At 73.7% G+C, this 20,531-nt stretch carries 23 protein-coding genes and 1 pseudogene; 8 read left to right on the forward strand and 16 right to left on the reverse strand.

The window, feature by feature from the left end; genetic code table 11:
* The first annotated feature begins 76 nt into the window (after positions 1-76).
* A complete protein-coding gene (locus CF165_RS22050; protein WP_093949405.1) occupies positions 77-424 on the forward strand; it encodes a hypothetical protein in 348 nt (115 codons plus the stop codon).
* Here CF165_RS22050 and CF165_RS22055 read toward each other — a convergent pair.
* A complete protein-coding gene (locus CF165_RS22055) occupies positions 414-1,343 on the reverse strand; it encodes a DUF3800 domain-containing protein (RefSeq protein ID WP_093949406.1) in 930 nt (309 codons plus the stop codon). The two genes, CF165_RS22050 and CF165_RS22055, sit on opposite strands and share 11 nt — an antisense overlap.
* Positions 1,344-1,383: 40 nt before the next feature.
* The gene (locus CF165_RS22060; protein ID WP_158226811.1) at positions 1,384-1,845 is read right to left on the reverse strand and encodes a DUF3291 domain-containing protein; all 462 of its coding nucleotides are present in this window, start codon (positions 1,843-1,845) and stop codon (positions 1,384-1,386) included.
* A 37-nt stretch (positions 1,846-1,882) separates the two neighbouring features.
* Between CF165_RS22060 and CF165_RS22065 the strand changes: the two genes are divergently transcribed.
* The 3 genes from CF165_RS22065 (at position 1,883) to CF165_RS22075 (ending at position 4,506) form a co-directional block, all read left to right on the forward strand.
* Positions 1,883-2,905 (forward strand): alpha/beta hydrolase, encoded by a 1,023-nt coding sequence (locus CF165_RS22065; protein ID WP_093949407.1) that lies wholly within the window; start codon positions 1,883-1,885, stop codon positions 2,903-2,905.
* A 106-nt stretch (positions 2,906-3,011) separates the two neighbouring features.
* Positions 3,012-3,911, forward strand: a complete 900-nt coding sequence (locus CF165_RS22070) for an alpha/beta fold hydrolase (RefSeq protein ID WP_093949408.1) — start codon at positions 3,012-3,014, stop codon at positions 3,909-3,911.
* A gap of 85 nt (positions 3,912-3,996) precedes the next feature.
* Positions 3,997-4,506 carry a hypothetical protein gene (locus CF165_RS22075; protein WP_093949409.1) on the forward strand — a complete coding sequence of 170 codons (510 nt, stop codon included), beginning with the start codon at positions 3,997-3,999 and terminating at the stop codon, positions 4,504-4,506.
* A gap of 15 nt (positions 4,507-4,521) precedes the next feature.
* Here the strand turns inward: CF165_RS22075 and CF165_RS22080 are convergent, their stop codons facing one another.
* The 3 genes from CF165_RS22080 to CF165_RS22090 all read right to left on the reverse strand — a co-directional run bounded on the left by CF165_RS22080 (position 4,522) and on the right by CF165_RS22090 (position 6,894).
* Complete coding sequence (locus CF165_RS22080) at positions 4,522-4,941, reverse strand: DUF6292 family protein (RefSeq protein ID WP_093949410.1); 420 nt, start codon at positions 4,939-4,941, stop codon at positions 4,522-4,524.
* Between the two features lie 276 nt (positions 4,942-5,217).
* Entirely contained in the window at positions 5,218-6,138 is a 921-nt protein-coding gene (ligD, locus tag CF165_RS22085; RefSeq protein WP_167441536.1) for a non-homologous end-joining DNA ligase, read from the reverse strand.
* Positions 6,139-6,147: 9 nt separating this feature from the next.
* Positions 6,148-6,894 carry a GAF and ANTAR domain-containing protein gene (locus CF165_RS22090; RefSeq protein WP_093949411.1) on the reverse strand — a complete coding sequence of 249 codons (747 nt, stop codon included), beginning with the start codon at positions 6,892-6,894 and terminating at the stop codon, positions 6,148-6,150.
* Between the two features lie 104 nt (positions 6,895-6,998).
* Between CF165_RS22090 and CF165_RS22095 the strand changes: the two genes are divergently transcribed.
* Both CF165_RS22095 and CF165_RS22100 read left to right on the forward strand, forming a co-directional pair.
* A complete protein-coding gene (locus CF165_RS22095; RefSeq protein ID WP_093949412.1) occupies positions 6,999-7,748 on the forward strand; it encodes a GAF and ANTAR domain-containing protein in 750 nt (249 codons plus the stop codon).
* Between the two features lie 5 nt (positions 7,749-7,753).
* The gene (locus CF165_RS22100; protein ID WP_093949413.1) at positions 7,754-9,175 is read left to right on the forward strand and encodes a PP2C family protein-serine/threonine phosphatase; all 1,422 of its coding nucleotides are present in this window, start codon (positions 7,754-7,756) and stop codon (positions 9,173-9,175) included.
* A 180-nt stretch (positions 9,176-9,355) separates the two neighbouring features.
* On the opposite strand, the gene CF165_RS22105 is transcribed toward CF165_RS22100, so the two are convergent.
* From CF165_RS22105 to CF165_RS22115, 3 genes are all read right to left on the reverse strand, one after another.
* Positions 9,356-9,841: an STAS domain-containing protein gene (locus tag CF165_RS22105; protein ID WP_240521720.1), complete on the reverse strand. Its 486-nt coding sequence runs from the start codon at positions 9,839-9,841 to the stop codon at positions 9,356-9,358.
* Positions 9,842-9,892: 51 nt separating this feature from the next.
* Complete coding sequence (locus CF165_RS22110) at positions 9,893-10,720, reverse strand: ANTAR domain-containing protein (protein WP_093949414.1); 828 nt, start codon at positions 10,718-10,720, stop codon at positions 9,893-9,895.
* Between the two features lie 142 nt (positions 10,721-10,862).
* The gene (locus CF165_RS22115) at positions 10,863-12,488 is read right to left on the reverse strand and encodes a RecQ family ATP-dependent DNA helicase (RefSeq protein ID WP_093949415.1); all 1,626 of its coding nucleotides are present in this window, start codon (positions 12,486-12,488) and stop codon (positions 10,863-10,865) included.
* A gap of 106 nt (positions 12,489-12,594) precedes the next feature.
* Between CF165_RS22115 and CF165_RS22120 the strand changes: the two genes are divergently transcribed.
* Positions 12,595-13,536, forward strand: coding sequence for a PfkB family carbohydrate kinase (locus CF165_RS22120; protein WP_093949416.1), 942 nt, complete (start codon positions 12,595-12,597; stop codon positions 13,534-13,536).
* An 85-nt stretch (positions 13,537-13,621) separates the two neighbouring features.
* Here the strand turns inward: CF165_RS22120 and ligD (CF165_RS22125) are convergent, their stop codons facing one another.
* The 6 genes from ligD (CF165_RS22125) to CF165_RS22145 all read right to left on the reverse strand — a co-directional run bounded on the left by ligD (CF165_RS22125) (position 13,622) and on the right by CF165_RS22145 (position 18,208).
* Complete coding sequence (gene ligD, locus CF165_RS22125) at positions 13,622-15,205, reverse strand: non-homologous end-joining DNA ligase (RefSeq protein WP_093949417.1); 1,584 nt, start codon at positions 15,203-15,205, stop codon at positions 13,622-13,624.
* A gap of 207 nt (positions 15,206-15,412) precedes the next feature.
* Positions 15,413-15,547 (reverse strand): hypothetical protein, encoded by a 135-nt coding sequence (locus CF165_RS53455; RefSeq protein WP_276209735.1) that lies wholly within the window; start codon positions 15,545-15,547, stop codon positions 15,413-15,415.
* 5 nt (positions 15,548-15,552) lie between these two features.
* Complete coding sequence (locus CF165_RS22130; protein WP_093949418.1) at positions 15,553-16,107, reverse strand: hemerythrin domain-containing protein; 555 nt, start codon at positions 16,105-16,107, stop codon at positions 15,553-15,555.
* Positions 16,108-16,164: 57 nt separating this feature from the next.
* Positions 16,165-16,350 (reverse strand): hypothetical protein, encoded by a 186-nt coding sequence (locus CF165_RS22135; protein ID WP_093949419.1) that lies wholly within the window; start codon positions 16,348-16,350, stop codon positions 16,165-16,167.
* Positions 16,350-16,538 (reverse strand): hypothetical protein, encoded by a 189-nt coding sequence (locus CF165_RS22140; RefSeq protein WP_093949420.1) that lies wholly within the window; start codon positions 16,536-16,538, stop codon positions 16,350-16,352. The genes CF165_RS22135 and CF165_RS22140 overlap by 1 nt, the downstream gene beginning before the upstream one ends.
* Positions 16,539-16,630: 92 nt before the next feature.
* Positions 16,631-18,208 (reverse strand): glycoside hydrolase family 13 protein, encoded by a 1,578-nt coding sequence (locus CF165_RS22145; protein ID WP_093949421.1) that lies wholly within the window; start codon positions 18,206-18,208, stop codon positions 16,631-16,633.
* 26 nt (positions 18,209-18,234) lie between these two features.
* Between CF165_RS22145 and CF165_RS22150 the strand changes: the two genes are divergently transcribed.
* Positions 18,235-19,038, forward strand: a complete 804-nt coding sequence (locus CF165_RS22150) for a class I SAM-dependent methyltransferase (RefSeq protein ID WP_093949422.1) — start codon at positions 18,235-18,237, stop codon at positions 19,036-19,038.
* Positions 19,039-19,056: 18 nt separating this feature from the next.
* On the opposite strand, the gene CF165_RS22155 is transcribed toward CF165_RS22150, so the two are convergent.
* Together CF165_RS22155 and CF165_RS22160 are read right to left on the reverse strand one after the other, a co-directional pair.
* The gene (locus CF165_RS22155; protein ID WP_093949423.1) at positions 19,057-19,434 is read right to left on the reverse strand and encodes a hypothetical protein; all 378 of its coding nucleotides are present in this window, start codon (positions 19,432-19,434) and stop codon (positions 19,057-19,059) included.
* Positions 19,435-19,442: 8 nt separating this feature from the next.
* Positions 19,443-20,531, reverse strand: a pseudogene (locus tag CF165_RS22160) (WXG100 family type VII secretion target); the annotation flags it as partial.

The raw sequence follows: 20,531 nt of genomic DNA on the forward strand, positions 1-20,531 counted from the left end.
CGCGAGGGCCTTGTGCGGCAGGCGGGTGCCCGTATGCTCGGTCGGGGAGTTCCCGGTGGGCTGTGGAGGGGTTGCCGTGCCTGAACCTGTTCTGGTGTCCGTGGCCGCGGCGGTCGCGGGGAAAGCCGTGGTGGGGCTGTACCACCTGATCAAAGCCAAGTTCGCCGACGACCCCGACGCGACAGCAGTGCTCGAAGCCGCGGAAGGGGCCGCTCAGGACTCGCCGGAGGTGCGCGAGCTCGCCGAGACCCTGGAGGCCAAGCAGGCGGCGGATCCGGAGTTCGGCGAGCAGGTGCGGGCCGAGTGGGAACGCGCGGCCGTCGGGCAGCACGCCGAGACCGGCGGCGTCACCAACCAGATCTCCGGCCATGTCGGCGGGATCGTCGTGCAGGCGCGCGACATCGAGGGCGGCATCACCTTCTGAGGCGGGGTGCCGGCCCGTCCCAGACCGAGTCTGTGTCCACAAAGGACTCCAGCAGGGTGGTCAGGCGGGCGTCGCCGCGGCCGTTCAGCTCGTCGGAGGCGATCCTGCGGGCCACGCCGGCGAGGAAGTCGGCGATCTGCACGCGGGCGTCGGACCGGGAGTCGACGAAACGCACACCCGCCAGCCGGTGGCCGAGGGTCGCTTTGAGCTGGAGCACGCGCTCGGCGGTGAGGGCGAGCTGCTCGTCGTGCACCAGGGCGACCGGGGTGCCGTCCGCGCTCCAGTGCCGGACCGTGTGGATCACCGCCGGCACCAGCGGATCCAGCACGGGCACCAGGCCCGGGTCGCTCGCCAGCCGGGCCCGGTAGGCGGCCACGCGATCCTCCCCGCCGCGGAACCGGCCGACGATCTCACCGGCTTCGCCGGGGACCCGGGCGAGCTCGCCGGCCAGCGCGAAGAACTCCCGCGGCGACGTCGTCACGCCGCGCCGGGGGTTCAGGCGCAGCACGCTGGTGAACGCGGTCAGGAAGAACTCCCAGCGGGCGGCGCCGAACGCGGCCGGACCCGCGCGGTGGAGAGTGCGGGCCGACGCCTCCGTGCCGTCTTCGGCCAGCAGCGTCACGGCGGCCCGTACGGCGAAGAACGTCTTGTCGGTCAGGTGCACGTGCCCGCGCCCGGCGAGCGGGCCGCCGGGGTCGAGCAGCCACTCGAGGACCGCGCGGTGCTTGGCGCGGAGCAGGTGGTTGGCCTTGTACTCCTCCGCGGGCGAGCCGATACGCTCGCGGATCTCGCGCACGCAGGCGGCCGCCGCGGACGGCGGCATCCGCACGCCGGCGTGGGCGAAGACGTCCGTTTCGCCGCCGAGCAGGTTCTCGCCCTCCGAGCCCGACTCGTCGCAGGCGATCTCGACCGGGCTCACACCCCCGATCGTGCCAGACCGGGCAGGCGACGGCGAGCGTTTACCGGCGGCGGCCCAGCGGGCGCCCGTCCGCGGTGAACCGGCAGAGCAGGGAAAAGGCCTGCGGGGACGGCCCGTGGTCCCGAAGGTACCGCAGCCGCGCCAGTGCCTGCTCGACGCCGGGGCGGCCACCGTCCGGCACCCACCACAAGGCCGTCGACGGCTGCGGGGTCCGCGCGAACCACTCGCGCCGGCGCAGCAGGGCCCGCCCGTGCGCGCTGCGGTAGACGAACTCGTGCAGGCTGCGGTAGTCGCGCCACACCGAGACGTTGACGACCAGCCCGGCGCCGCCGTCCGAGGCGACGATCGCGTGCCCGGATCCGGCGTCCAGCCGCCAGACGAACCCGGGTGCGGCTTCGGCGAGCCGCGCGACGGCGTCGAAGGCGTTCGCGAACCCGGACATGACCGGGTCGTCCAGCGGCGCCCGCGGCACCGCGACGTTCACCTGGGCGAGCTCGGCCACGCCGCCAGCGTAGGCCGGACCGTGGTTGACTGGCCGGATGCTGCCCTGGGACGGCGAACTCGCCGGCCGGCTCGACCGGCACACCGTGAACTCCGCGCTGCTGCGCGACAATCCGCTCGGCGACCCGCACGAGCGGCCGCTGTGGGTGTACGTCCCGCCCGGTTACGACGACGGCGACGAGCGGTACCCGGCGGTGTACGTCATCCAGGGCTACACCGGGCACCTGACGATGTGGGCCAACCGCACGCCGTTCCGGCAGCCGTTCGTGGAGACGGCCGACGCCGTCTTCGCCGATGGCGCACCGGGTTGCGTCGTGGTCTACGTCGACGCGTGGACCGCGTACGGCGGCTCGCAGTTCGTCGATTCGCCGGGCACCGGCCGCTACCACTCCTACCTGTGCGACGAGATCGTGCCGTGGGTCGACGAGCACTACCGGACCCTCCCGGACCGCGAATCCCGCGCGATCGCCGGGAAGTCGTCGGGCGGGTTCGGCGCGATGATCACGCCGATGCTGCGGCCGGACTTGTTCGGCGCGCTGGCGACGCACGCGGGAGACTCGCTGTACGAGCTGTGCTACGTCCCCGACTTCGGCAAGGCGGTCCGCGCGCTGCGCGACTACGACCAGGACATCCAGGCGTGGTGGGCGGACTTCCGCTCGCGTCCGGCGTTCACGAAACCCGAGGATTCGACGCTGCTGATGATGCTCGGCGTCTCGGCGTGCTTTTCGGCACGGGAGGACGGGACGCCGGAGCTGCCGTTCGACCCGCTGACCGGCGCGCTGCGGCCGGAGCAGTGGCAGCGCTGGCTGGACTGGGACCCGGTCCGGATGGTGGCGGGCCACGCCGAGGCGGTCCGGTCGCTGCGCGCGGTGTGGATCGACGCGGGCACCAGCGACGAGTGGTTCCTCGACCTCGGCGCGGAGGCCTTCCGCGCGGAAGCGGTGCGGGCGGGCCTGCCGGAGGACCGGATCCACTTCGAGCTGTTCGACGCCGGCCACGGCGGGATCGACTACCGCTACCCGCTTTCGCTGGCCTGGCTGGCGGAGCGGCTGGCCCGCTGAGCACGCGGGGCCACGGGGTCCGAGGTCATGAACGAGTCGTTCATGACCTCGGGCGGGGTGAACGAGTCGTTCACGACGCCGGAGGTGCTTCGCTAGGCTCGGCCGGGTGGTGACCGAGACCGATCTGGCCCTGCCCGGCGGGCGCACCCTGCACGTCTACGACACCGGCGGCTCCGCCCGGCTCACGGTCTTCTGGCACCACGGCACGCCCAACACCGGTGCCCCGCCCGGGCCGTTGCTGCCGCTCGCCCGGGAGCTCGGCGTGCGCTGGGTGTCGTTCGACCGGCCGGGCTACCGGACCTCCACACCGGTGCCGGGGCGGACCGTCGGGAACGCCGCCGAGTGCGTGAGCGCGGTCGCCGACGCGCTCGGCATCGGCGAGTTCGCCCTCATGGGGCACTCCGGCGGCAGCTCGCACGCCCTCGCCTGCGCCGCCCGGCTGCCAGAGCGGGTCGTCGCCGTCGCCGCCCTCGCCGCGGTCGCGCCGTTCGACGCCGAGGGACTCGACTGGTTCGGCGGCATGGCCGCCGCGAGCGCCGCTTCGCTGCGCGCGGCCACCGAAGGCCGGGCGGCGAAGGAGAAGTACGAAGCCGCCGCCGAGTTCGATCCCGATGTCTTCACCGCCGCCGACTTCGCCGCGCTGAAGGGGTCATGGTCGTGGCTGGACGAGGTCGTCCGCGCGGCGCTCGCGGGCGGGCCCGGCGGCCTGATCGACGACGACCTCGCCTACGTCACGCCCTGGGGTGCCGACCCCGCGCGGATCGGCGCGCCCGTCCTGCTGGTCCACGGCGAGCAGGACCGGATGATCCCCGCCTCGCACAGCGCTTGGCTCGCCCGGCGGTGCCCGGACGCCGAGTACCGGCCCACGCCCGGCGACGGGCACCTGTCCGTGCTGAGCCACGCCGCCGGCGCCCTCACCTGGCTCGCCGGTCACAGCAGGGCGAGCGATGCGACGACCGGCCCGGGGCCCGTCACCTCCACGACTCCGGCGTCCCGGCCGATGTGACAGCCACCGAAGTGACGCCGGTCACGGCCGGGCGACGGCATTCGTCCCCTCCCACCGGGCGCCGCGCCCATGATCGGCTGGGCCGATGATCGTGCTGCGCATCATCGGGACCGTGCTGTGGTTCGCCGTGCCGGCCGGGCTGCTCACCTACGCCATCCACGACCTGGTCGTGCGGGACGCGCCGACCTACTCGGTCGAAGGCACGGTCTCCGACCACTGGCAGACGCACTCGTCGTCCTCCGGGCCGGATCCGACCACCACCACGACCTACTTCGTCACCATCCGCGCCTCGGACGGGCGGGACCTCGAACTCCACGACTTCCGGCAGGAACTCGACACCGCACCGGGCACCCCGGTGGTGGCCGCGGTTTCGCGGGTGACCGGCGAGGTCGTCCAGCTCCGCCGGAGCGGCACCCCGATCGACCTGCGGCCGCCGATCGGCGACGACGTGACGATGATCGTGTTCGGCGGCCTCGGCCTGTTCATCGCCCTCGTGCGCGAGACCGCGCTCGAAAGCGTCCATTGGACGGGGTTCGTCCTCGGCGCGCTCTCCGCGGGCGGCGGCGTGTACTTCGCGCTGCGCCTGGCCGGGTGAGCCGGAACCGCGTCGTCAGCGAGCCGGCAGCAGCGGCAGGAGCTCCTGGTGGCGCCCGGCGCGGCGCAGCACGGGCGAACCCGGCCCGTCCGGCACCCGGGCACCGGCCCGCAGCGCGCCCAGGAACCGCACGATGACCTGCGGCTCCGGCAGGATGTCCGCCCCGCCGAGGTAGGCCAGCACGATCATCTCCTCCCCGCACGCCGCCTCGACCGCGACCGCCCACCCGTGCACCTCGTCCCACAGCAGCGCCACGTCGCGGTCGGGGAACCGGCGCAGCCGCCAGTCCACCGCCAGGTAGGCCGACACCGGGACGTCGACGTCCACCGTGCAGGACTCGAGGCCGAGGCCGAGTGCCCTGGCCACCTCGCCCAGGTACGCGCGCAGGCCGCGCTGGAACCAGAACTCGAGATCGGTGTCGATCAGGCCGGACACCCGTTTCCTTTCGCCACGTTCGACAATACCGGCGACGGCCGCGATAGCATTGTCTTCCACCGCGCGACGGCCACCGTGATTCGTGCGTAGACCGTACCGAGATCACCGACGGCGGCCCACCATGGGATTTCCCCTGCACGGAGATCGTGCAGTGACACGCGGCGTCTGCACGTGCATTGCTCCATTGTGGACGATCAAATTCGCTGGTGACACCGTTTTCCCGCAATTTCCGCGAAACTCTGCCGGGCACACCGCGAAAACGGCGGTCCGGAAAGTTCAGCCGATTGCCGGAATCGCGACGCGGGTCCGCTCCAGCTCCGCGAAGAGATCTCCGAGCCGCTCGACGCGCGCCAGGACGTCGTCGGCGGTGAACCGCAGGTGCGTGACGTGCCGGCAGGCGCGAACCTCGTCCCACGTGACCGGAGCCGACACCGTCGGCTCGTCGCGCCCGCGAAGCGAGTACGGCGCCACCGTGGTCTTGAACGGGTTGTTCTGGCTCCAGTCGATGAAGACCTTGCCCGGACGCAGGTTCTTCGTCATCCGCGCCACGACGAGGTCCGGCGTCTCCGCGGCGAGCCGCTCGGCCAGCGCCTTCGCGTACCGCGACGGCTCACCGCCGTCGGTCGTCACCACGCCCGCGTACAGCTGCATGCCCTTCGAGCCGCTGGTCTTCGCCACCGGAGTGAGCCCGTCCGCGACGAGGACGTCGTAGAGCCGTTCGGCGACCCGGCAGCAGTCGACCACCGTCGCGCCGGGACCGGGGTCGAGGTCGAACACCAGCCGGTCCGGAGTGCTCCGCTCGTCGCCGGGGCCGACGGTCCACTGGTGGACGTGCAGTTCGAGGGCGGCGAGGTTGGCCGCCCACACCAGCTCCGGCAGGTCGTCGATCACCGGGTACGCGACGATCTCGGCGTCCTTGCCCCGGCCGCCGACGGCCAGGTGCGCGAGGCGGACCCAGTCGGGGGCGTGCCGCGAGACGTCCTTCTCGAAGAACGAACCACCGGCGACGCCGTCGGGGAACCGCACGAACGTCATGGCCCGGTCCCGGATGTGCGGCAGCAGCACCGGCGCGATCCGCGTGTAGTAGTCGAGCACCTCGCCCTTGGTGAACCCGTTCCGCGGGTAGAGCACCTTCTCGAGGTTCGACAGCGTCAGCTGCCGCGCACCGACCCGCACCGTGATCCGGCTCCCCGCCACGGGCCCACGTTACCGTGGCATGACGTGGCCGGAGACCACCCGCTCGACGAACTGCTCCGCGACTTCGCGCAGCTTCGTGTTCTCGCGCTGCGACTGCTCGACGAGCAGGGAGAACGCGTCGTCGGCGTCGATCTGGCGGATCGCCATCAGCATGCCCTTGGCCTGGTCGATCACCGCGCGGGAGGTCAGCGCCGTCCGGAGGTGCTCCGCGGTCTCCCGGGCCCGCAGGTACCGGTGGTACACGCGGAGGATCGCCTCCACCGCGGCGGTGTAGAGCTCGAGCAGCCTGCCCTCGATCTCCTCGAAGCCGTCGTCCTGCCGTCCGTAGCAGTTGACCGCGCCGGAAAACTGCTCGTCGGCCACGAGCGGTGCGGCGAGGAAGCTCCCGAACCCCGCCTCCTCCGCGCCGCGGGCGAAGTCCGGCCAGTTCCGAACGGCGTCGGTGATCGAGGTCCGGACGATCTTGCCGCTGCGGATCGCTTCGAGACAGGGGCCGTCGCCGAGCCGGTACTGGTCGCCGTCGAGGTCGCCGACGACGCCGCTCGTCGCGGACGCCGTGTGCGGCACCTCCCCGGTCACCAGGGTGACGGACGCCTCGTCGACGCCGGGAACGGCGTGCCGGACCTGCAGGCACACGTGCCGCAGCAAGATCCGGAAGTCGTCCTCCTCCTTGAGGACGGCGGTCAACGCCTCCAGTGCGCCGGTGACGTCGTCGAACAGCGGCGAAGCCGTCGCGGTGGGTTCCAGCCGGTCCATGTCTGCTCCTCCCGCTCCCGCATGCGAAGCTGCCGGGTACCCAATTCCCGGCCTGCCATGTACGGGCAGGTTTGCCGGTGGCGGCCGGTTGGTAACCAGCGGCCATGTCGTCGGAAGAGGGCTCGCCGGGCGAACTGCCGCACAAACTGCCGCTGGACGGCGAGCTGGCCGCGGTCGCCGCGCGGATGTCCGGGCTGCTGCTCTCGCGCGAGAGCGTGGGCTCGGTGCTGGAACTGATCGTCTCGCTCGCCGGGACGACGATCACCGCCGCGGCGGGGGTGGGGGTGACTCTCGTCGACCCCGGCGGCGAACTCACCACGACGAGCGCGTCGAGCCCGCTCGTGCGCGAAGCCGACACCCTGCAGTACGAACTGGGCGAAGGCCCCTGCATGGCCGCGCTGGCCGAGTGCTCGCCGCAGCGGATCGACGACGTCACGGCCGAGCGGCGCTGGCCGCGGTGGTGCGCCGCGGTCGCCGGCGCGGGGCTGCGGTCGGTGCTGACCGCCCCGATGGTCACCGACGAGGGCTGCCACGGCGCCGTCAAGATCTACGCGACGACGCCCGGCGCGTTCGGGCCCTCCGACGAGCGGACGCTGCTGACGTTCGCCGAGCGCGCGGCGATCCTGGTCGCCAACACCCGCGCCTACGAACGGGCGAGCCGGTTCAGCGAGCAGTTCAAGCACACCCTCCGCGAGCGCGACCTGATCACGCTGGCCAAGGGGTTCCTCATGAGCCGGGACGGCGTCGGCGAGGAGGCCGCCTTCGACCGTCTGCTTTCGCTGGCACGCGCCCGCGGCCGCAGCCCCGCCGAGGCCGCCGCGGACCTCCTCGTCCCGGCGCCGTCGGAACGGTGAGCCGCATGCGCTTCCTGCCCGAGGAGGAACAGCGACGGCTGATCGCCGCCTGCTTCGCCCGGAGCGACCTGACGCTGGAACAGCTGTGGATGCGGTACTTCGCGCTCGGCGGCAGCCTGAGCCTGCTGGAACTCGACGCCTACCTCAACGGCCTGACCGCGCTGCCCCGCGTCGACCGCGACATGCTCGCCCACGCGGTCAACGAGCGGCTCGACGAGGTGGCCGGGCCGGCGCGCGCCCCCTACAGCCACTCCGTCCGCGACGCGAAACCGTTGCACGGCCCCCTGAAAGCGCTCGTCGACCTGCTCGAAGGAGCGCACCGCGCACCACCGGAGCGGCTCCCCGCCATCGTCGCCGAGGCCGGACGCGCGCTCGACGTGACCATCGGCGTCTACCTCGCCGACTACGACCAGCGCACGCTCGTGCCGCTGCGGCCGGGCGCGGCGGAGCTCGACATCGACACGACCGTCGGCGGGGACGTGTTCCGCCGCGCCGGGACCACCGTCACGCGGGAAGGCACCTTGTGGACGGTGCTGCTCGACGGCGTGGAGCGGCTCGGGGTGCTGGAGATCGTCCCGGCCGAGGACGCCGACCCGGACGACCCGGTGCTGCGGGAGCAGTGCCGCTGGCTGGCCGCGCTGCTCGGCCACCTCGTCACCGTCACGACCCAGTACGGCGACGGCCTGGACAGCCGTCGGCGGCGACGGCACCGCGGCTCCCCCGCCGAGCTGCTGTGGCAGAGCCTGCCGCCGCTGACCGGCGCCACCGAGAGCGTCGTCGTCGGCGCGAGCATCCAGCCGGCGTACGACCTGTGCGGCACCGTGTTCGACTACGCGCTTTCGGAACGGCGGGCGCAGCTGGCGCTGTTCGACGCCGGGCCGCGCTCGGGCGGCGCGAACATCGCCGTCGTCAACGCCCTGTCCGCCTACCGCGCCGCGCGGCACGACGGCGCCCCGCTCGAGGACCAGTTCGCCGCGGTCGGTGCCGAGCTCGCCGCCCTGCCGGACGCCCCGGCCGTCACCGGCGTGGTCGCCGAGCTGGACCTCGCCACCGGCGGGCTGCGCTGGCTGAACGCCGGCAGCCCCGCCCCGCTGCTCGTCCGCGGCGGCGAGGTCCTGCCCGCGGACGCCGCCATCGGCACGGGGTTCGCCGCGCCGGGCGGACCACCCCCGGCCGGTGAGGCCCGGCTCGAACCAGGGGACCTGCTCGTCCTGCATTCCCGCGGCGCCACCGAAACCCGGGACCGGGCGGGCGAGCCGTTCGGCCGCGACCGGATCGCCCGGCACCTCGGCGACGACGCCGGCCAGCTGCCCCCGGAAATCGCCCGCCGGCTCACCCGCGAGATCCTCGCCCACGGCGGCGGCGAGCCGCGGCAGGACACGGCCGTGCTGGTCACCCGCTGGCTCTCCCCCAGCGGGCAGAGCTGAACCCGGGCGGTGCCTGAACCGGCGGTGGCTGAACCGGCAGTGCCGAACCGGGCAGTGCCTCAACCAGCAGTGCCCAACCCAGGCCGGGCCTGAATCGGCGGCGCCGAATCCGGGGGGCACCGAACCCGGACCGCAGAATCCAGGCGGTGCGCCGTCGTCGTGGCTTCCGGCAGAACCCGGTCAGCAGGCAGCGCTGGCGGCGGGTCGCCCGCCAGGGGGACCCCCGGATTTCACGTTACCGCAGGGGTCCGACAGTTTCGGGCGGGTCAGTTCTTCCTCGCCGTCGTGCACCACGGCCGACAGCAGCTCCCGCAGCGCGTCCGAGAGCGACGCGAACATCGGCACGACCGCCGCCAGGCCGGTGATCCGGAACAGGCGCGCGAGGGTGCGGCTGTTCGCCACGACCCCGAACCGCCGTCCCTCGCTGCCCGCGCGTTCGGCCGCCGCGGCCAGGGCGCGGGCGCCCGCCAGGCCGACGAACGCCACCTGCGTGAGGTCCACGATCGTGGTTCCCGGTGGTGCCGCGCCCAGCTCGCGCTCGAGGATCGGCAGGGTCAGGGCGTCGATCTCGCCGGCGAAGGTCAGCACCAGGAGACCGGGGCGGTACGCCGTCCGGCGCGCCGTCAGCGGCGCGGACCGGGTGGGGACCGGGGAGGTGGAGAACACGGGTTCGGCAGGCCTTCCGCGCCGGACCGGGCCGGCGACGCAGTGACGTGATCAAGGACGGGGTCTTGATACCCAACCACCCGATCGGGAAACGCCCTGGTTCGCGGTGAACGCCGACCACAGCCGTTCCGCCGCGTGGCGGGCCCGGGCGCTGGGCCGGATCTCCGGGGTGCCGTCCGGCCGGTCCGCCGAGCCGCCGCCGAGGTACTCGACCAGGGCGACCGCCAGCTCGCGGACCTTGACGTTGAACTCCTGGCTGGCCCGGCGCAGGGTCTGCCAGGCCTCTTCCGGCGGGCACTGCCGGACGGCCATGATCGCGCCCTTCGCCTGCTCGATGGCGGCGCGGGAGGCCAGCAGGTCCAGCATCTGGTCGGGGTCGCCCGCGGTGGCGGTCTCCGCGACCACCAGGGTCGTTTCGGTGAGCTTCGCGTAGCGCCGCAGGACCGCCAGGGTTTCGGCGCCGGGCGGCCGGTCCAGCGTGACCGATAGCACGAATACCCCGCTGTCGTCCCAAAACCCGGGCAGCGCGACCGCGCCGCGGGCCACCGTGGAGAGTCCGGCCGCCTCCGGGCGGGCGGCGATCACGGCGTCGCGGGTCAGCCCCGGCCAGCGCCGGTCGCCGAAGAGGTCGTCCGTCGTGACCGGCTCGCCCGTCGCGTCCGCGACGGCGACCGGACCGCCGTGCGCCAGCTGGACAGGCACCAGATGCTCGGCGATCCCCGCGGTCGCCAGCACCCGTAACGGCCGTCCGCTGTGGCTGACGGTCAGGCCCGCGCCGAGGCAGCCGGGCAGCTCGCCGCCGATCCGCTCGAGCAGGGCCTGCAGCAACTCGGTCAGCGGTCTCCAGCGGTCCGCCGCGTTCATCAGTGTCTCGGTCACCGCACCTCCACCGGTCTGGGTTCTCTTGATTTACCCCAAGACGCGGTGATCCACCTGTTGCAGCGGCCCGCTTTGTGGGACCGGCCACGCGGGAGCGGACCCGGCACGGCCATCCGGCCCAACGTGCTGATCCGACCGGCGGTCAGCAGTGCTCGAGGAGGTCCTGCTCGAGCACGACCGGCAGCGACAGCGTCCGGTAGCCGACGTCGTCGAAGAGCACGGTGAGCTTGCCGTCCTCGACGGTCATGACCACGCCGCGGCCCCACTCGGCGTGCCGGACCACGCTCTCCGCGCGGAACTCCCCCGCGTGCGGCCGTTCCGTGGCCGCGGTGCCCGCTTCGCAGGTGTCGCAATGACCGCACGGTGCACCGAGCTCCTCGCCGAAGTAGCCGAGCAGGTACCGGCGGCGGCAGCCCGTGGTCTCCGCGTAGGCGCGGATCATCTCCACCCGCGAGCGGACGAGCTCGGCCGCGCGGTCCGCCGCGTCGAGCGCCCGCCCGACGACGGCACCGGCGTCGGCACGGGCGCCGGTCAGCGCGAACCGGCCGTCCGGCCCGGTCAGCACGTCGCCGCAGCGCTCCAGCAGGCCGAGGGCGCGGGTCCGCCGCGCGGACGGGCCGGGTACCGCCTCCGCGAGCTGCCGCCGGTTCAGCGGACCGGGCCGCAGTGCTTCGACGACCGCGCGGAGCTCCTCCTCCGGGGGCGCCGACCGGGTCAGGAACCGTTGCCGCGCCAGGTCTTCCGGGCGGTAGCAGAGCAGCACCTCGGCCGGTTCGCCGTCCCGGCCGGCGCGGCCGATCTGCTGGTAGTAGGTGTCGACGGAGTCCGGGACGGACGCGTGCACCACGAACCGCACGTCCGGCTTGTCGATGCCCATGCCGAACGCCGAGGTCGCCACGACGACGTCGGTCTCGCCCGCGGCGAACCGCTCGTGGACCTCGTCGCGGTCGGCGGTCTTCATCCCGCCGTGGTAGGCGAAGGCGCGGACGCCGCGCGCCGCCAGCTCCGCGGCGTATTCCTCGGCCTCGCGGCGGCTCGCGGTGTAGAGCAGCCCGCTGCCGGGCAGCGCGGTGACCCGGTCCACGACGGCCGCGCGCTTCGCGGCGTCACCGGTGAACCTGGCCACGGCCAGGTGCAGGTTCGGCCGGTCGAAGCTCGCGATCACCCGCACCGGGTCCCGCAGGCCCAGCGCGGCGACGATGTCGTCGCGGACCGGTGCCGCGGCGGTGGCGGTCAAGGCGAGCACCGGCGGCCGCCCGAGCCGCTCGGCGACCGGGGCCAGGCGCAGGTAGTCGGGCCGGAAGTCGTGCCCCCACGCCGAAACACAGTGTGCCTCGTCGACGACGAACAGCGACACGCCCGCCCCGGCCAGGCCGGTGACGACCTCGTCCTTCGCGAGCTGTTCGGGCGACAGGAAGACGTACTCCGCCGAGCCGCGCCGGATCGCCTCCCACACGCTTTTCCGGTCCGCCGCGGACTGCCGCGAATCGAGCGCCACGGCGTCCGGGACGGCCGCGGCGTCCAGGCCCTCGATCTGGTCGCGCTGCAGCGCCAGCAGCGGCGACACGATCACCGTCGGGCCCGGCAGCACCAGCGCGGGCACCTGGTAGATCGCCGACTTGCCGGCCCCGGTGGGGAGCACCACCAGCACGTCGTGCCCGTCCCGCGCCGCGCTCATCGCCTCGACCTGCTCGGCCGTCAGCTCGGCCCAGCCGAACCGCTCCGCGGCCAGCCCGCGCAGCTCGGCCGCCTTCCCGTCGTCGCTCATGGCGGCAGGGCTACCCGGGACGGCGCCCGGCAACCACCGACCCGATCGAGCGGTTTACCCGCGGCCCCGTGCTGGGTAGCCAGCCGGTGGACCCGAGGAGGCGCCGGTGGTGTTCAGCGAAGTCGTCGTCGCCGGGCAGATCGCCCGCGACCTGGTGATCGAAGTCCCGGACGCGCCCGGCGCGGACTCCTCGGCGCCGGTCCGGCATCGGCAGGAGCTGCTCGGCGGCAAGGGCGCCAACCAGGCCGTGGCGCTGAGCCAGCTCGGCGTGTCGGTGTCCCTGGTCGGCGTCGTCGGCCGCGACCACACCGGCGACGCAATGCTGGCGCAAGCCCGCGCCGACCGGATCAGCACCTCGCACGTGGTCCGCCGCGCCGGCGCCGAGACCGCGCTGCTCGTCGACATCGTCGACGCCCAAGGCCGCCGCCGCTACCTCGAGCACGTCCCGGACGGGACGCTGCTCACCGAGACCGACGTCTTCGCCGCGTCCGCCCCGATTTCGGCCGCGGCGTCGGTGATCGTGCAGCTGCAGCAACCGGCCCCGGCGGCGCTCCTGGCGGCCCGGCTGGCGCACACGGCGGGCACCCGCGTCGTGCTGGACGGGGCACCGCAGGACGACACGTTCGCCGCGGACCTGCTCGCCCTCGCCGACGTCGTGCGCGCCGACGGCCACGAAACCGAGCTCCTCACCGGGCAGGCGGTGGACGACGTCGCTTCGGCCGTCCGGGCCGCCGCGGAGCTCCGGCGGCGCGGGCCGTCGCTGGCCGTGCTCGAAGTGTCGGGGCAGGGGAACCTCTTCGCCGGGCCGGAAGGCACGTGGTTCGTGCCGCACGTCGAGACGCAGGTCGTCGACCCCACCGGCGCCGGGGACGCGCTGGTGGCCACGCTGACCGCGGCGCTCACCCGCCGTCGCCCGCTGGAGACGGCGGCGAGCCTGGCGGTGGCGGCGGCCGCGTCGACCACCGAGCACGCCGGCGGGCGCCCGCGCCTGTCCCGCGCGGAGCTCGACCGGCTCCAGCCCCGCCGCCTGGAAACCGTCGACGCCTGAGAGCCGCGGCTCGCTGATGTCATGAACGACTCTTTCCTGTCGTCCGGTGACAGGAAAGAGCCGTTCATGACATTGGGGGGAACGGCTACAGGCCGGGCAGCTTCTGCTCGAGACCCAGCAGCGCCGCGAAGGGGTCACCCCGCTCGGCCAGGCGGTCCGGGACGTCACGGATCGTCCACCGGTCCGGGGCGAGCCGCGGGTCGTCGAGCTCGTCCCACTCCAGCGGCACCGACACCGGCGCGCCGGGCCGGGGCCGGACGCTGTAGGGCGCGACGAGGGTCTTGTTGAGCACGTTCTGCGTGTAGTCGAGCCGGGCGCGGCCGCCACGCTTGTCCTTCGTCCAGGCCCAGCTGACCAGGTCCGGCAGGACGCGCCCGATCGTCTTGGACACCGTCTCGGCCCACGTGCGGGTCTGCTCGAAAGTGCAGTGCGGCGCGATCGGCACCCAGACCTGGATCCCCCTCTGGCCCGTCACCTTGGGCCGCCCGGTCAGGCCGAAGTGCTCCAGCGCGGTTCGGTGCAGCCGTGCCAGCTCCAGCACCTCGTCGAACGACGTCTCGAGCCCTGGGTCGATGTCGAACAACACCCACGTCGGGTGGTCGACGTCGGCGGCGCGGGAAGTCCAGGCGTGCAGTTCCAACGCGCCGTAGTTCGCCAGCCACGCCAGTGTCGCGACGCTGTCGGCCACGACGTACCGCCGGGTCTCCCCCGGCCGGGCACGTTCGTTGCGCCACGTCGTCAGCCAGTCCGGTGCGTGCTGCGGGACCTCCTTCTGCCAGAAGCCCGGCTCGGTGACGCCCTGGGGGAACCGGTGGGTGTTGAGGGGACGGCCGGCCAGGTACGGCAGCATGACCGGCCCGACCGTGACGTAGTAGCGGATCAGGTCCCGCTTGGTGACGGGCTCACCGCCGCCGTCGGCCGGGAAGAGCACCTTGTCCAGGTTGGTCAGGGCCAGCTCCCGGCCGCCGACCGACCACCGGCCCTTGGCGCCGAGCGCGTCCAGGGCGGCCAGCTCGTCCTCGGTCGCGGCCGCGAACCCCACCGGTTCTTCCGCCTCGGCGGCCGGCCGGTCGCCGTGCCACAACGCCGCGGGCGCGGCCGCCACTTCGTCGTTCGTGCGGCCGCTCTTCACCGAGCGCGGATGCTCCTCGGCGTCCCAGCCGGCCCGGGCGTGCTCGTCGTCCTTGTGCAGCAGGAACCACTGCTCCTTGTCCCCGCCGTCGCGGCGGGTGCGGACCAGGACGAACCGCCCGGCCAGCTTCTCGCCGTCGAGGTCGAAGTGCAGGGTCCCGTCCTCGATCGCCCGCGCCGGATCGGGTTCGACCGGCTGCCAGACGCCGCGGTCCCAGACGATGACGTCCCCACCCCCGTACTCGCCGCGCGGGATGACACCCTCGAAGTCGGCGTACTCGATCGGGTGATCTTCGACGTGCACAGCCAGCCGGCGGGCCTTCGGGTCCAGCGTGGGTCCCTTCGGCACCGCCCAGCTGACCAGCACGCCGCCGAGTTCCAGCCGGAAGTCGTAGTGCAGCCGGCGGGCCCGATGCCGCTGCACCACGAACCGGTGGCTGTCCGGGCCGCCCGCCGCCCCGCCCGACGGCTCGGCCGTGCGGCCGAAGTCGCGCATCTCCTGGTAACGCCGCAGTTTGCGGGCCGAGCCTTCCGCCATGCGGAGGGAGTACCCACTCAGGGCCCAACCGAGGCTCCGCCTCGGCCGGGGACTCCGCCACCCGGAACCCCGAAAGCACCCAGCGCCCAACCGAGGCTCCGCCTCGAGCCGGGGACTCCGCCACCCGGAACCCCCGAAAGCACTCAGCGCCCAACCGAGGCTCCGCCTCGAGCCGGGGGCTCCGCCACCCGGAACCCCCGAAAGCACTCAGTCCGGCGACGACCAGGGCGGGTTCTTCTTCGCCAGCTCTTCGTACTCGGCCACTTCCTGCGGCGTCGGGTCCAGCCCGGCCTCCTCCGCGAACTCCTCGGGGTCGACCGGTTCGCCGTCCGGATCCGTCATCGCGGTCAGCTCCTCAGCGCGCCGCGGATCAGGTCGCGCGCCCGGTCCATGATCGCCGCCGGCGGGCCCAGCAGGAGGTTCGCCTTCGCGCTCTCCACGCCGGGGTGCGGCCGGGTCGGCGCCACCGCTTCGGCCAGCTTGGCCGTCGCGGCCATGGCCCGCAGCCGCTCCGGCGGGCGGTGGGCACGCAGCAGCGGGAACTCCTCGCGCTCTTCATGCTCGGCGTGCGCGAGGACGTCGTCCCGCAGCTGCACGAGCAGGGTGTCGAACCCGTCGGCTTCGGTGCCCATCTTCTGCAGGGTGGTCAGCAGCTCCTTCGCCCGGTGCTCCTCGCCCAGCCGGGCCTCGACGACGGGCCTCGCCGCGGGCTCCAGGTCGCGGATTTCGGGGTGCACGACCAATTCCTCCGCGGTCTCGTGCACCGCCAGCAACCGCACGAGGTCGTGGAACAGCTCCCGCCGCCGGTCGCCGTCGGCGGTGTCCAGCCCGGCGAACAGCTCGCGGATCTCCCGGTGCTGCCGCTGCAGCAGCTCGATGACGTCCTCGTCGTTCTCCGCCATGGAGAATCTCCTCCTCGATCGGTGGTCGTTGGAGGAGGCTTCCCCTTCGCGGGTGGGTTACTCGTCCCGGTTCGCCACGGTGAGCCACAGCGCGCCCGCGCCCGCCAGCGCGAGGCCCGCCGCCGTCCACCACGACCACCAGGTGAAGAACGCGACGACCAGCCCGACGGCGAGCAGCACACCGCCGCCCACCGAGGCGGTGTCCTCGTTCACGGCCCGCGGGAACCCTCCGGTGACGGCCATCAGCTCGCCCTCCCGTCGACCGCGGCCACCACCAGCGCCGCGCAGCGCGCCACCGGGAGACCTCTGTCCTGCGCCATCGAAACCAGTGCGGCGTGCGCGGCCGAGCGGCTCAAGCCTTGGGCCGCAAGGACTTTCAGCGCCAGGCCGACGACGTCGGTGGCGGGCGGCGGTGCGGTTCGCGCGGGCATCGGAAGACCTCCGGCTCGATCGGCGGCGGAACGAACGGGACCGGATACCCCGTCGCGCCGGTTTCACACACTCCCTTCCGGGTGAGGCTCCCTCAACTCCTCCCGAGCCACACCGCGGTGTCCGGCGGCACCCGGCCGCCGTCGAGCGGCCCGCTCGCCAGCAGCACCCGTGCGCCGTCCGGGAGCTCGCACGGCTCGGCCGCCAGGTTCACCACGCACCCGAACCCCGGCTCGCGGGTGAAGGACAGGACGCCGTCCGGCGCGGGCGTCCACGTCATCGTCCCGTCCCCCAGTGCCGGGTGCTCCCGCCGCGTGGCGAGGGCGGCGCGGGAGAGGCACAGCATCGAGCCCGGATCGTCCGCCTGAGCCCGCGCGGTCATCGTCCGCCACCGGGCCGGTTGCGGCAGCCACGTCCGCGCGTCGCCATCGGTGAACCCGAACGGCGGCTCGCTCCCCGACCACGGCAGCGGCACCCGGCAGCCGTCGCGGCCGCGCCGGGTGCGGCCGGACCGTTCCCACGTCGGGTCGGCGAGCACGGCCTCGGGCAGGTCCCCGACCTCGTCCAGCCCCAGTTCCTCGCCCTGGTACAGGTAGGCGCCACCGGGCAGGGCGAGCATCAGCAGCAGTGCGGCCCGCGCCCGCCGCCGGCCCAGGGCGAGGTGATCGGCGAACCGCGTCACGGGCCGGACGACGTCGTGGTTCGACAGCACCCACGTCGCGGGCGCGCCCACCGCGTGCAGGGCCTCGATCGTCGAGTCGATCACCTCCCGCAACGCGCCGGCGTCCCAGGCACAGCGCAGGAAGTCGAAGTTGAACGCGGTGTGCAGCTCGTCCGGGCGGATGTACCGCGCGAGGCGATCGGGCCGGTCGACCCACGCCTCGGCGACGAACACCCGGTCCGGGCCGAACTCTCCGGCGACCGCGCGCCACGAGCGGTAGATGTCGTGCACGCCGTCGCGGTCCCAGTGCGGGTGACGGCTGCGGTCGGGCGGCCGGACGATCCCCTCGTCGCCGACACCGAGGTCGGGGAACGCCGGATCCTTGAGCAGGCCGTGGGCGACGTCGATGCGGACGCCATCGACCCCGCGGGCGAACCAGAACCGCAGCAGGTCCTCGAATTCGGCGCGCACCCCGGCGTGGTCCCAGTTCAGGTCGGGCTGCTCGGGGGCGAACAGGTGCAGGTACCACTCGCCGTCGGCCGCGCGCGTCCAGGCGGGACCGCCGAAGACGCTGCGCCAGTCGGTCGGCGGCCGTTCGCCGTCCGCGCCGCGGCCGGGCCGGAAGTGGTAGCGCGCGCGTTCCGGCGAGCCGGGCCCGGCGGCCAGCGCGGCCCGGAACCACCGGTGCCGGTCGGAGGTGTGGTTCGGCACGACGTCGATCAGCACCCGCAGCCCGAGCCGGTGCGCTTCGGCGATCAGCGCGAGCGCGTCGGCGTCGGTGCCGAACAGCGGGTCGACGGACCGGTGGTCCTGGACGTCGTAGCCCCCGTCGACCATCGGCGAGCGGTACCACGGCGTGGTCCACACGGCGTCGACGCCGAGATCGGCCAGGTAGCCGAGCCGGGAGCGCAGGCCGGCGAGATCTCCGGTGCCGTCGCCGTCCGCGTCGGCGAAGCTGCGTACGTAGACCTCGTAGACCACGGCGTCGCGCCACCAGTTCGCGGAGTCCATGACACCCGAGTATCTACGCTGAGGGCATGGCGGACACGTGGGAATGGGACCCGTCCCTCTACTCGGGCAGTGCGGAGTACTACCCGCGGGGCCGGGCCGCGTACCCACCCGAGCTGGCGGCGGCGTTCGCCACCGAACTCGGGCTGGACGGCACCGGACGCCTGCTCGACGTCGGCTGCGGCCCCGGCTCGCTGACCCTGCTGCTGGCGGGGATGTTCGAGGAGGCGGTCGGGCTCGACGCCGACGCGGAGATGCTCGGCGAAGCGAGCCGTCAGGCGGCGGGAGTCACGAACTGCCGGTGGGTGCACCGGCGCGCGGAGGAGCTGCCCGCGGGGCTCGGCCGGTTCCGGCTGGTCACCTTCGCCCAGTCGTTCCACTGGTTCGACCGGGCCGGGGTCGCCGCGGCGGTGCACGGGATGCTCGAGCCCGGCGGGTGCTGCGCCCACGTGCACGCGACCACGCACGAGGGCGTCGACGGATCAGTCCCCCACGAGGCGATCACCGAGCTGGTGCGGAAGTACCTCGGCCCGGTGCGGCGCGCGGGACGGAGCGTCCTCCCGGGAGGCACGCCCGGCGGCGAACCGGCGATCTACCGCGGCGCGGGGTTCACCGGGCCGCGGCGGTTCGAGGTCCCGGGGTGGGTCTTCAGCCGCACCGCCGACGAGGTCGTCGCCGCGGTCTTCTCGCTGTCCAGCTCGACGCCGTCCCTGTTCGGCGACCGCCGCGCGGAGTTCGAGAGGGAGCTGCGGGAACTGTTGCACCGGGCGAGCCCGGACGGGACGTTCACCGAGCGGCTGCCCGGGATCGCCGTCGACCTCTGGCGACCGTGACGTCCACTGTGGACGGTCTCACCAAGGGTTGTTGTCGAACTCGTCGGCGTCCTCCGCCGCGCGGTGACGCCGGGCGTGCCGGGGTGACTCGTCCCTGGCCGGGCGCCCCGGTGCGAACGGCGGGGCCTCGCCGGCGCCGGGGAACTCCACCCCGTCGTCGAAGGCCGACGGCGGCTCCCCGTGCGTCCGGTCGGTGCTCCAGCCGGATTTGGTCTTCCGCTGCGCGAGCTCGCGGCGGTGCATCACGTACCGCTCCGCCGCCTGGACCTGCTTGGTCATGTACTCGTGCGACCGGGCCTTGATCTCTTCGCCCTGGTGTTCCCGCAGGGCCCGGCGGTCGGCCTGTTCGCGGACGAGGCCGTCGAGTTCGGCCTTGATCCCGGTGATGTCGGTCATGCGTCCTCCTACCAGGTCCGGGCGGACGCCGGGTCTTCGTCGTCGTTCAAGGAGCCGATGATCCGGCGGCCGGGCTCGCCGAGGTTGTCGAACACCGCGCCGTCGATCCGGTAGGCCGAGGACCGCCGTTCGGTGTCTCCCCCGCCGCCGCCGCCGTGCGCGCCACCGCCCATGGCGCCCATGCCCGGCATCCCGGACGTCGGCTGGCCGCCGGTGCCGGCGGTCGCACCGGCGGGCGCGAACGCGGCGGCCGCCGGCTGCGGCTGGGCGAGTCCGACACCGGTGTGGGCGCCGCCGGACGTCGGCGTGTCGCCGAGCCCGGCGCCGGACGGGTCGAACCCGGCCGTCGACGGACCGCCGTGCGCACCGCCGCCGAACCCGGCCGCGCCGGATCCGCCGTGGTGCGACCCGGCACCACCGTCGCCGCCGCCGTGCGAACCGTCGCCGCCGCCGTGCTGGCCGGGGCTGTCACCGCCGGGCGAGCCGTCCGGGCTGTGGTGCGCGCCGGAACCGTCGGTGGCCGTGCCGAGGTCCTCGAGGGTGCCGCGGTGGGTGGGCAGGTCGTCGTCGCGCTTGCCGGGTGTGTCGCCGAGGGCGTCCGACGGCTTGTCGTCCTCGCCGAGGGTGTAGGTCGTCGGGGTGCCGCTGCCGTCGTCGACGGTCACGACCGTGGGGCCTTCCGGACCGTCCGGGCGTTCGGCGGTGATCTTGAGGTCGCCGTCTTCGATGTGGATCTTGCCGTCGTCGCCCGGGCGGTAGCAGCCGTCGTCCGTCCCTTGTGGACCGTCCGTGGACCAGTCGAGCTTGAAGTCCTTCGGGTCGCCGGGCCCGTCGCCGACCTTGATGTCCATCTTGCCGTCGTGGTCGGGCTCGGTCATCTCGAAGGTCTTGTCGCCCTGCTTGACCTTGAGGGTGTCGCGGTCGCCGTCGTCCTCGCCGAGCAGGCCGTCGGGCTTCCCGTCCTGGTCGCCGTCGAGGCCGTGCAGGGCCTCCTCGGCCTTCTTCTTGGCCTCTTCGGCCGCGCCTTCCGCGGCCTCCTTGCCGTCGTCGGCGCCGCCGAGCCCTTCGCCGGTTTCGGTCTTGATCGGGTCGCCGTC

It is taken from the genome of Amycolatopsis vastitatis (assembly GCF_002234595.1).
In the GTDB taxonomy this organism is placed as follows: Bacteria; Actinomycetota; Actinomycetes; order Mycobacteriales; family Pseudonocardiaceae; genus Amycolatopsis; species Amycolatopsis vastitatis.

Coding starts and splice junctions, on each gene's coding strand:
- CF165_RS22065 (WP_093949407.1), top strand. CDS start 1,883: ATGCTGCCCTGGGACGGCGAACTCGCCGGCCGGCTCGACCGGCACACC.
- CF165_RS22075 (WP_093949409.1), top strand. CDS start 3,997: ATGATCGTGCTGCGCATCATCGGGACCGTGCTGTGGTTCGCCGTGCCG.
- CF165_RS22090 (WP_093949411.1), bottom strand. CDS start 6,894: ATGGACCGGCTGGAACCCACCGCGACGGCTTCGCCGCTGTTCGACGAC.
- CF165_RS22095 (WP_093949412.1), top strand. CDS start 6,999: ATGTCGTCGGAAGAGGGCTCGCCGGGCGAACTGCCGCACAAACTGCCG.
- CF165_RS22100 (WP_093949413.1), top strand. CDS start 7,754: ATGCGCTTCCTGCCCGAGGAGGAACAGCGACGGCTGATCGCCGCCTGC.
- CF165_RS22115 (WP_093949415.1), bottom strand. CDS start 12,488: ATGAGCGACGACGGGAAGGCGGCCGAGCTGCGCGGGCTGGCCGCGGAG.
- ligD (WP_093949417.1), bottom strand. CDS start 15,205: ATGGCGGAAGGCTCGGCCCGCAAACTGCGGCGTTACCAGGAGATGCGC.
- CF165_RS53455 (WP_276209735.1), bottom strand. CDS start 15,547: ATGACGGATCCGGACGGCGAACCGGTCGACCCCGAGGAGTTCGCGGAG.
- CF165_RS22130 (WP_093949418.1), bottom strand. CDS start 16,107: ATGGCGGAGAACGACGAGGACGTCATCGAGCTGCTGCAGCGGCAGCAC.
- CF165_RS22135 (WP_093949419.1), bottom strand. CDS start 16,350: ATGGCCGTCACCGGAGGGTTCCCGCGGGCCGTGAACGAGGACACCGCC.
- CF165_RS22140 (WP_093949420.1), bottom strand. CDS start 16,538: ATGCCCGCGCGAACCGCACCGCCGCCCGCCACCGACGTCGTCGGCCTG.
- CF165_RS22145 (WP_093949421.1), bottom strand. CDS start 18,208: ATGGACTCCGCGAACTGGTGGCGCGACGCCGTGGTCTACGAGGTCTAC.
- CF165_RS22150 (WP_093949422.1), top strand. CDS start 18,235: ATGGCGGACACGTGGGAATGGGACCCGTCCCTCTACTCGGGCAGTGCG.
- CF165_RS22155 (WP_093949423.1), bottom strand. CDS start 19,434: ATGACCGACATCACCGGGATCAAGGCCGAACTCGACGGCCTCGTCCGC.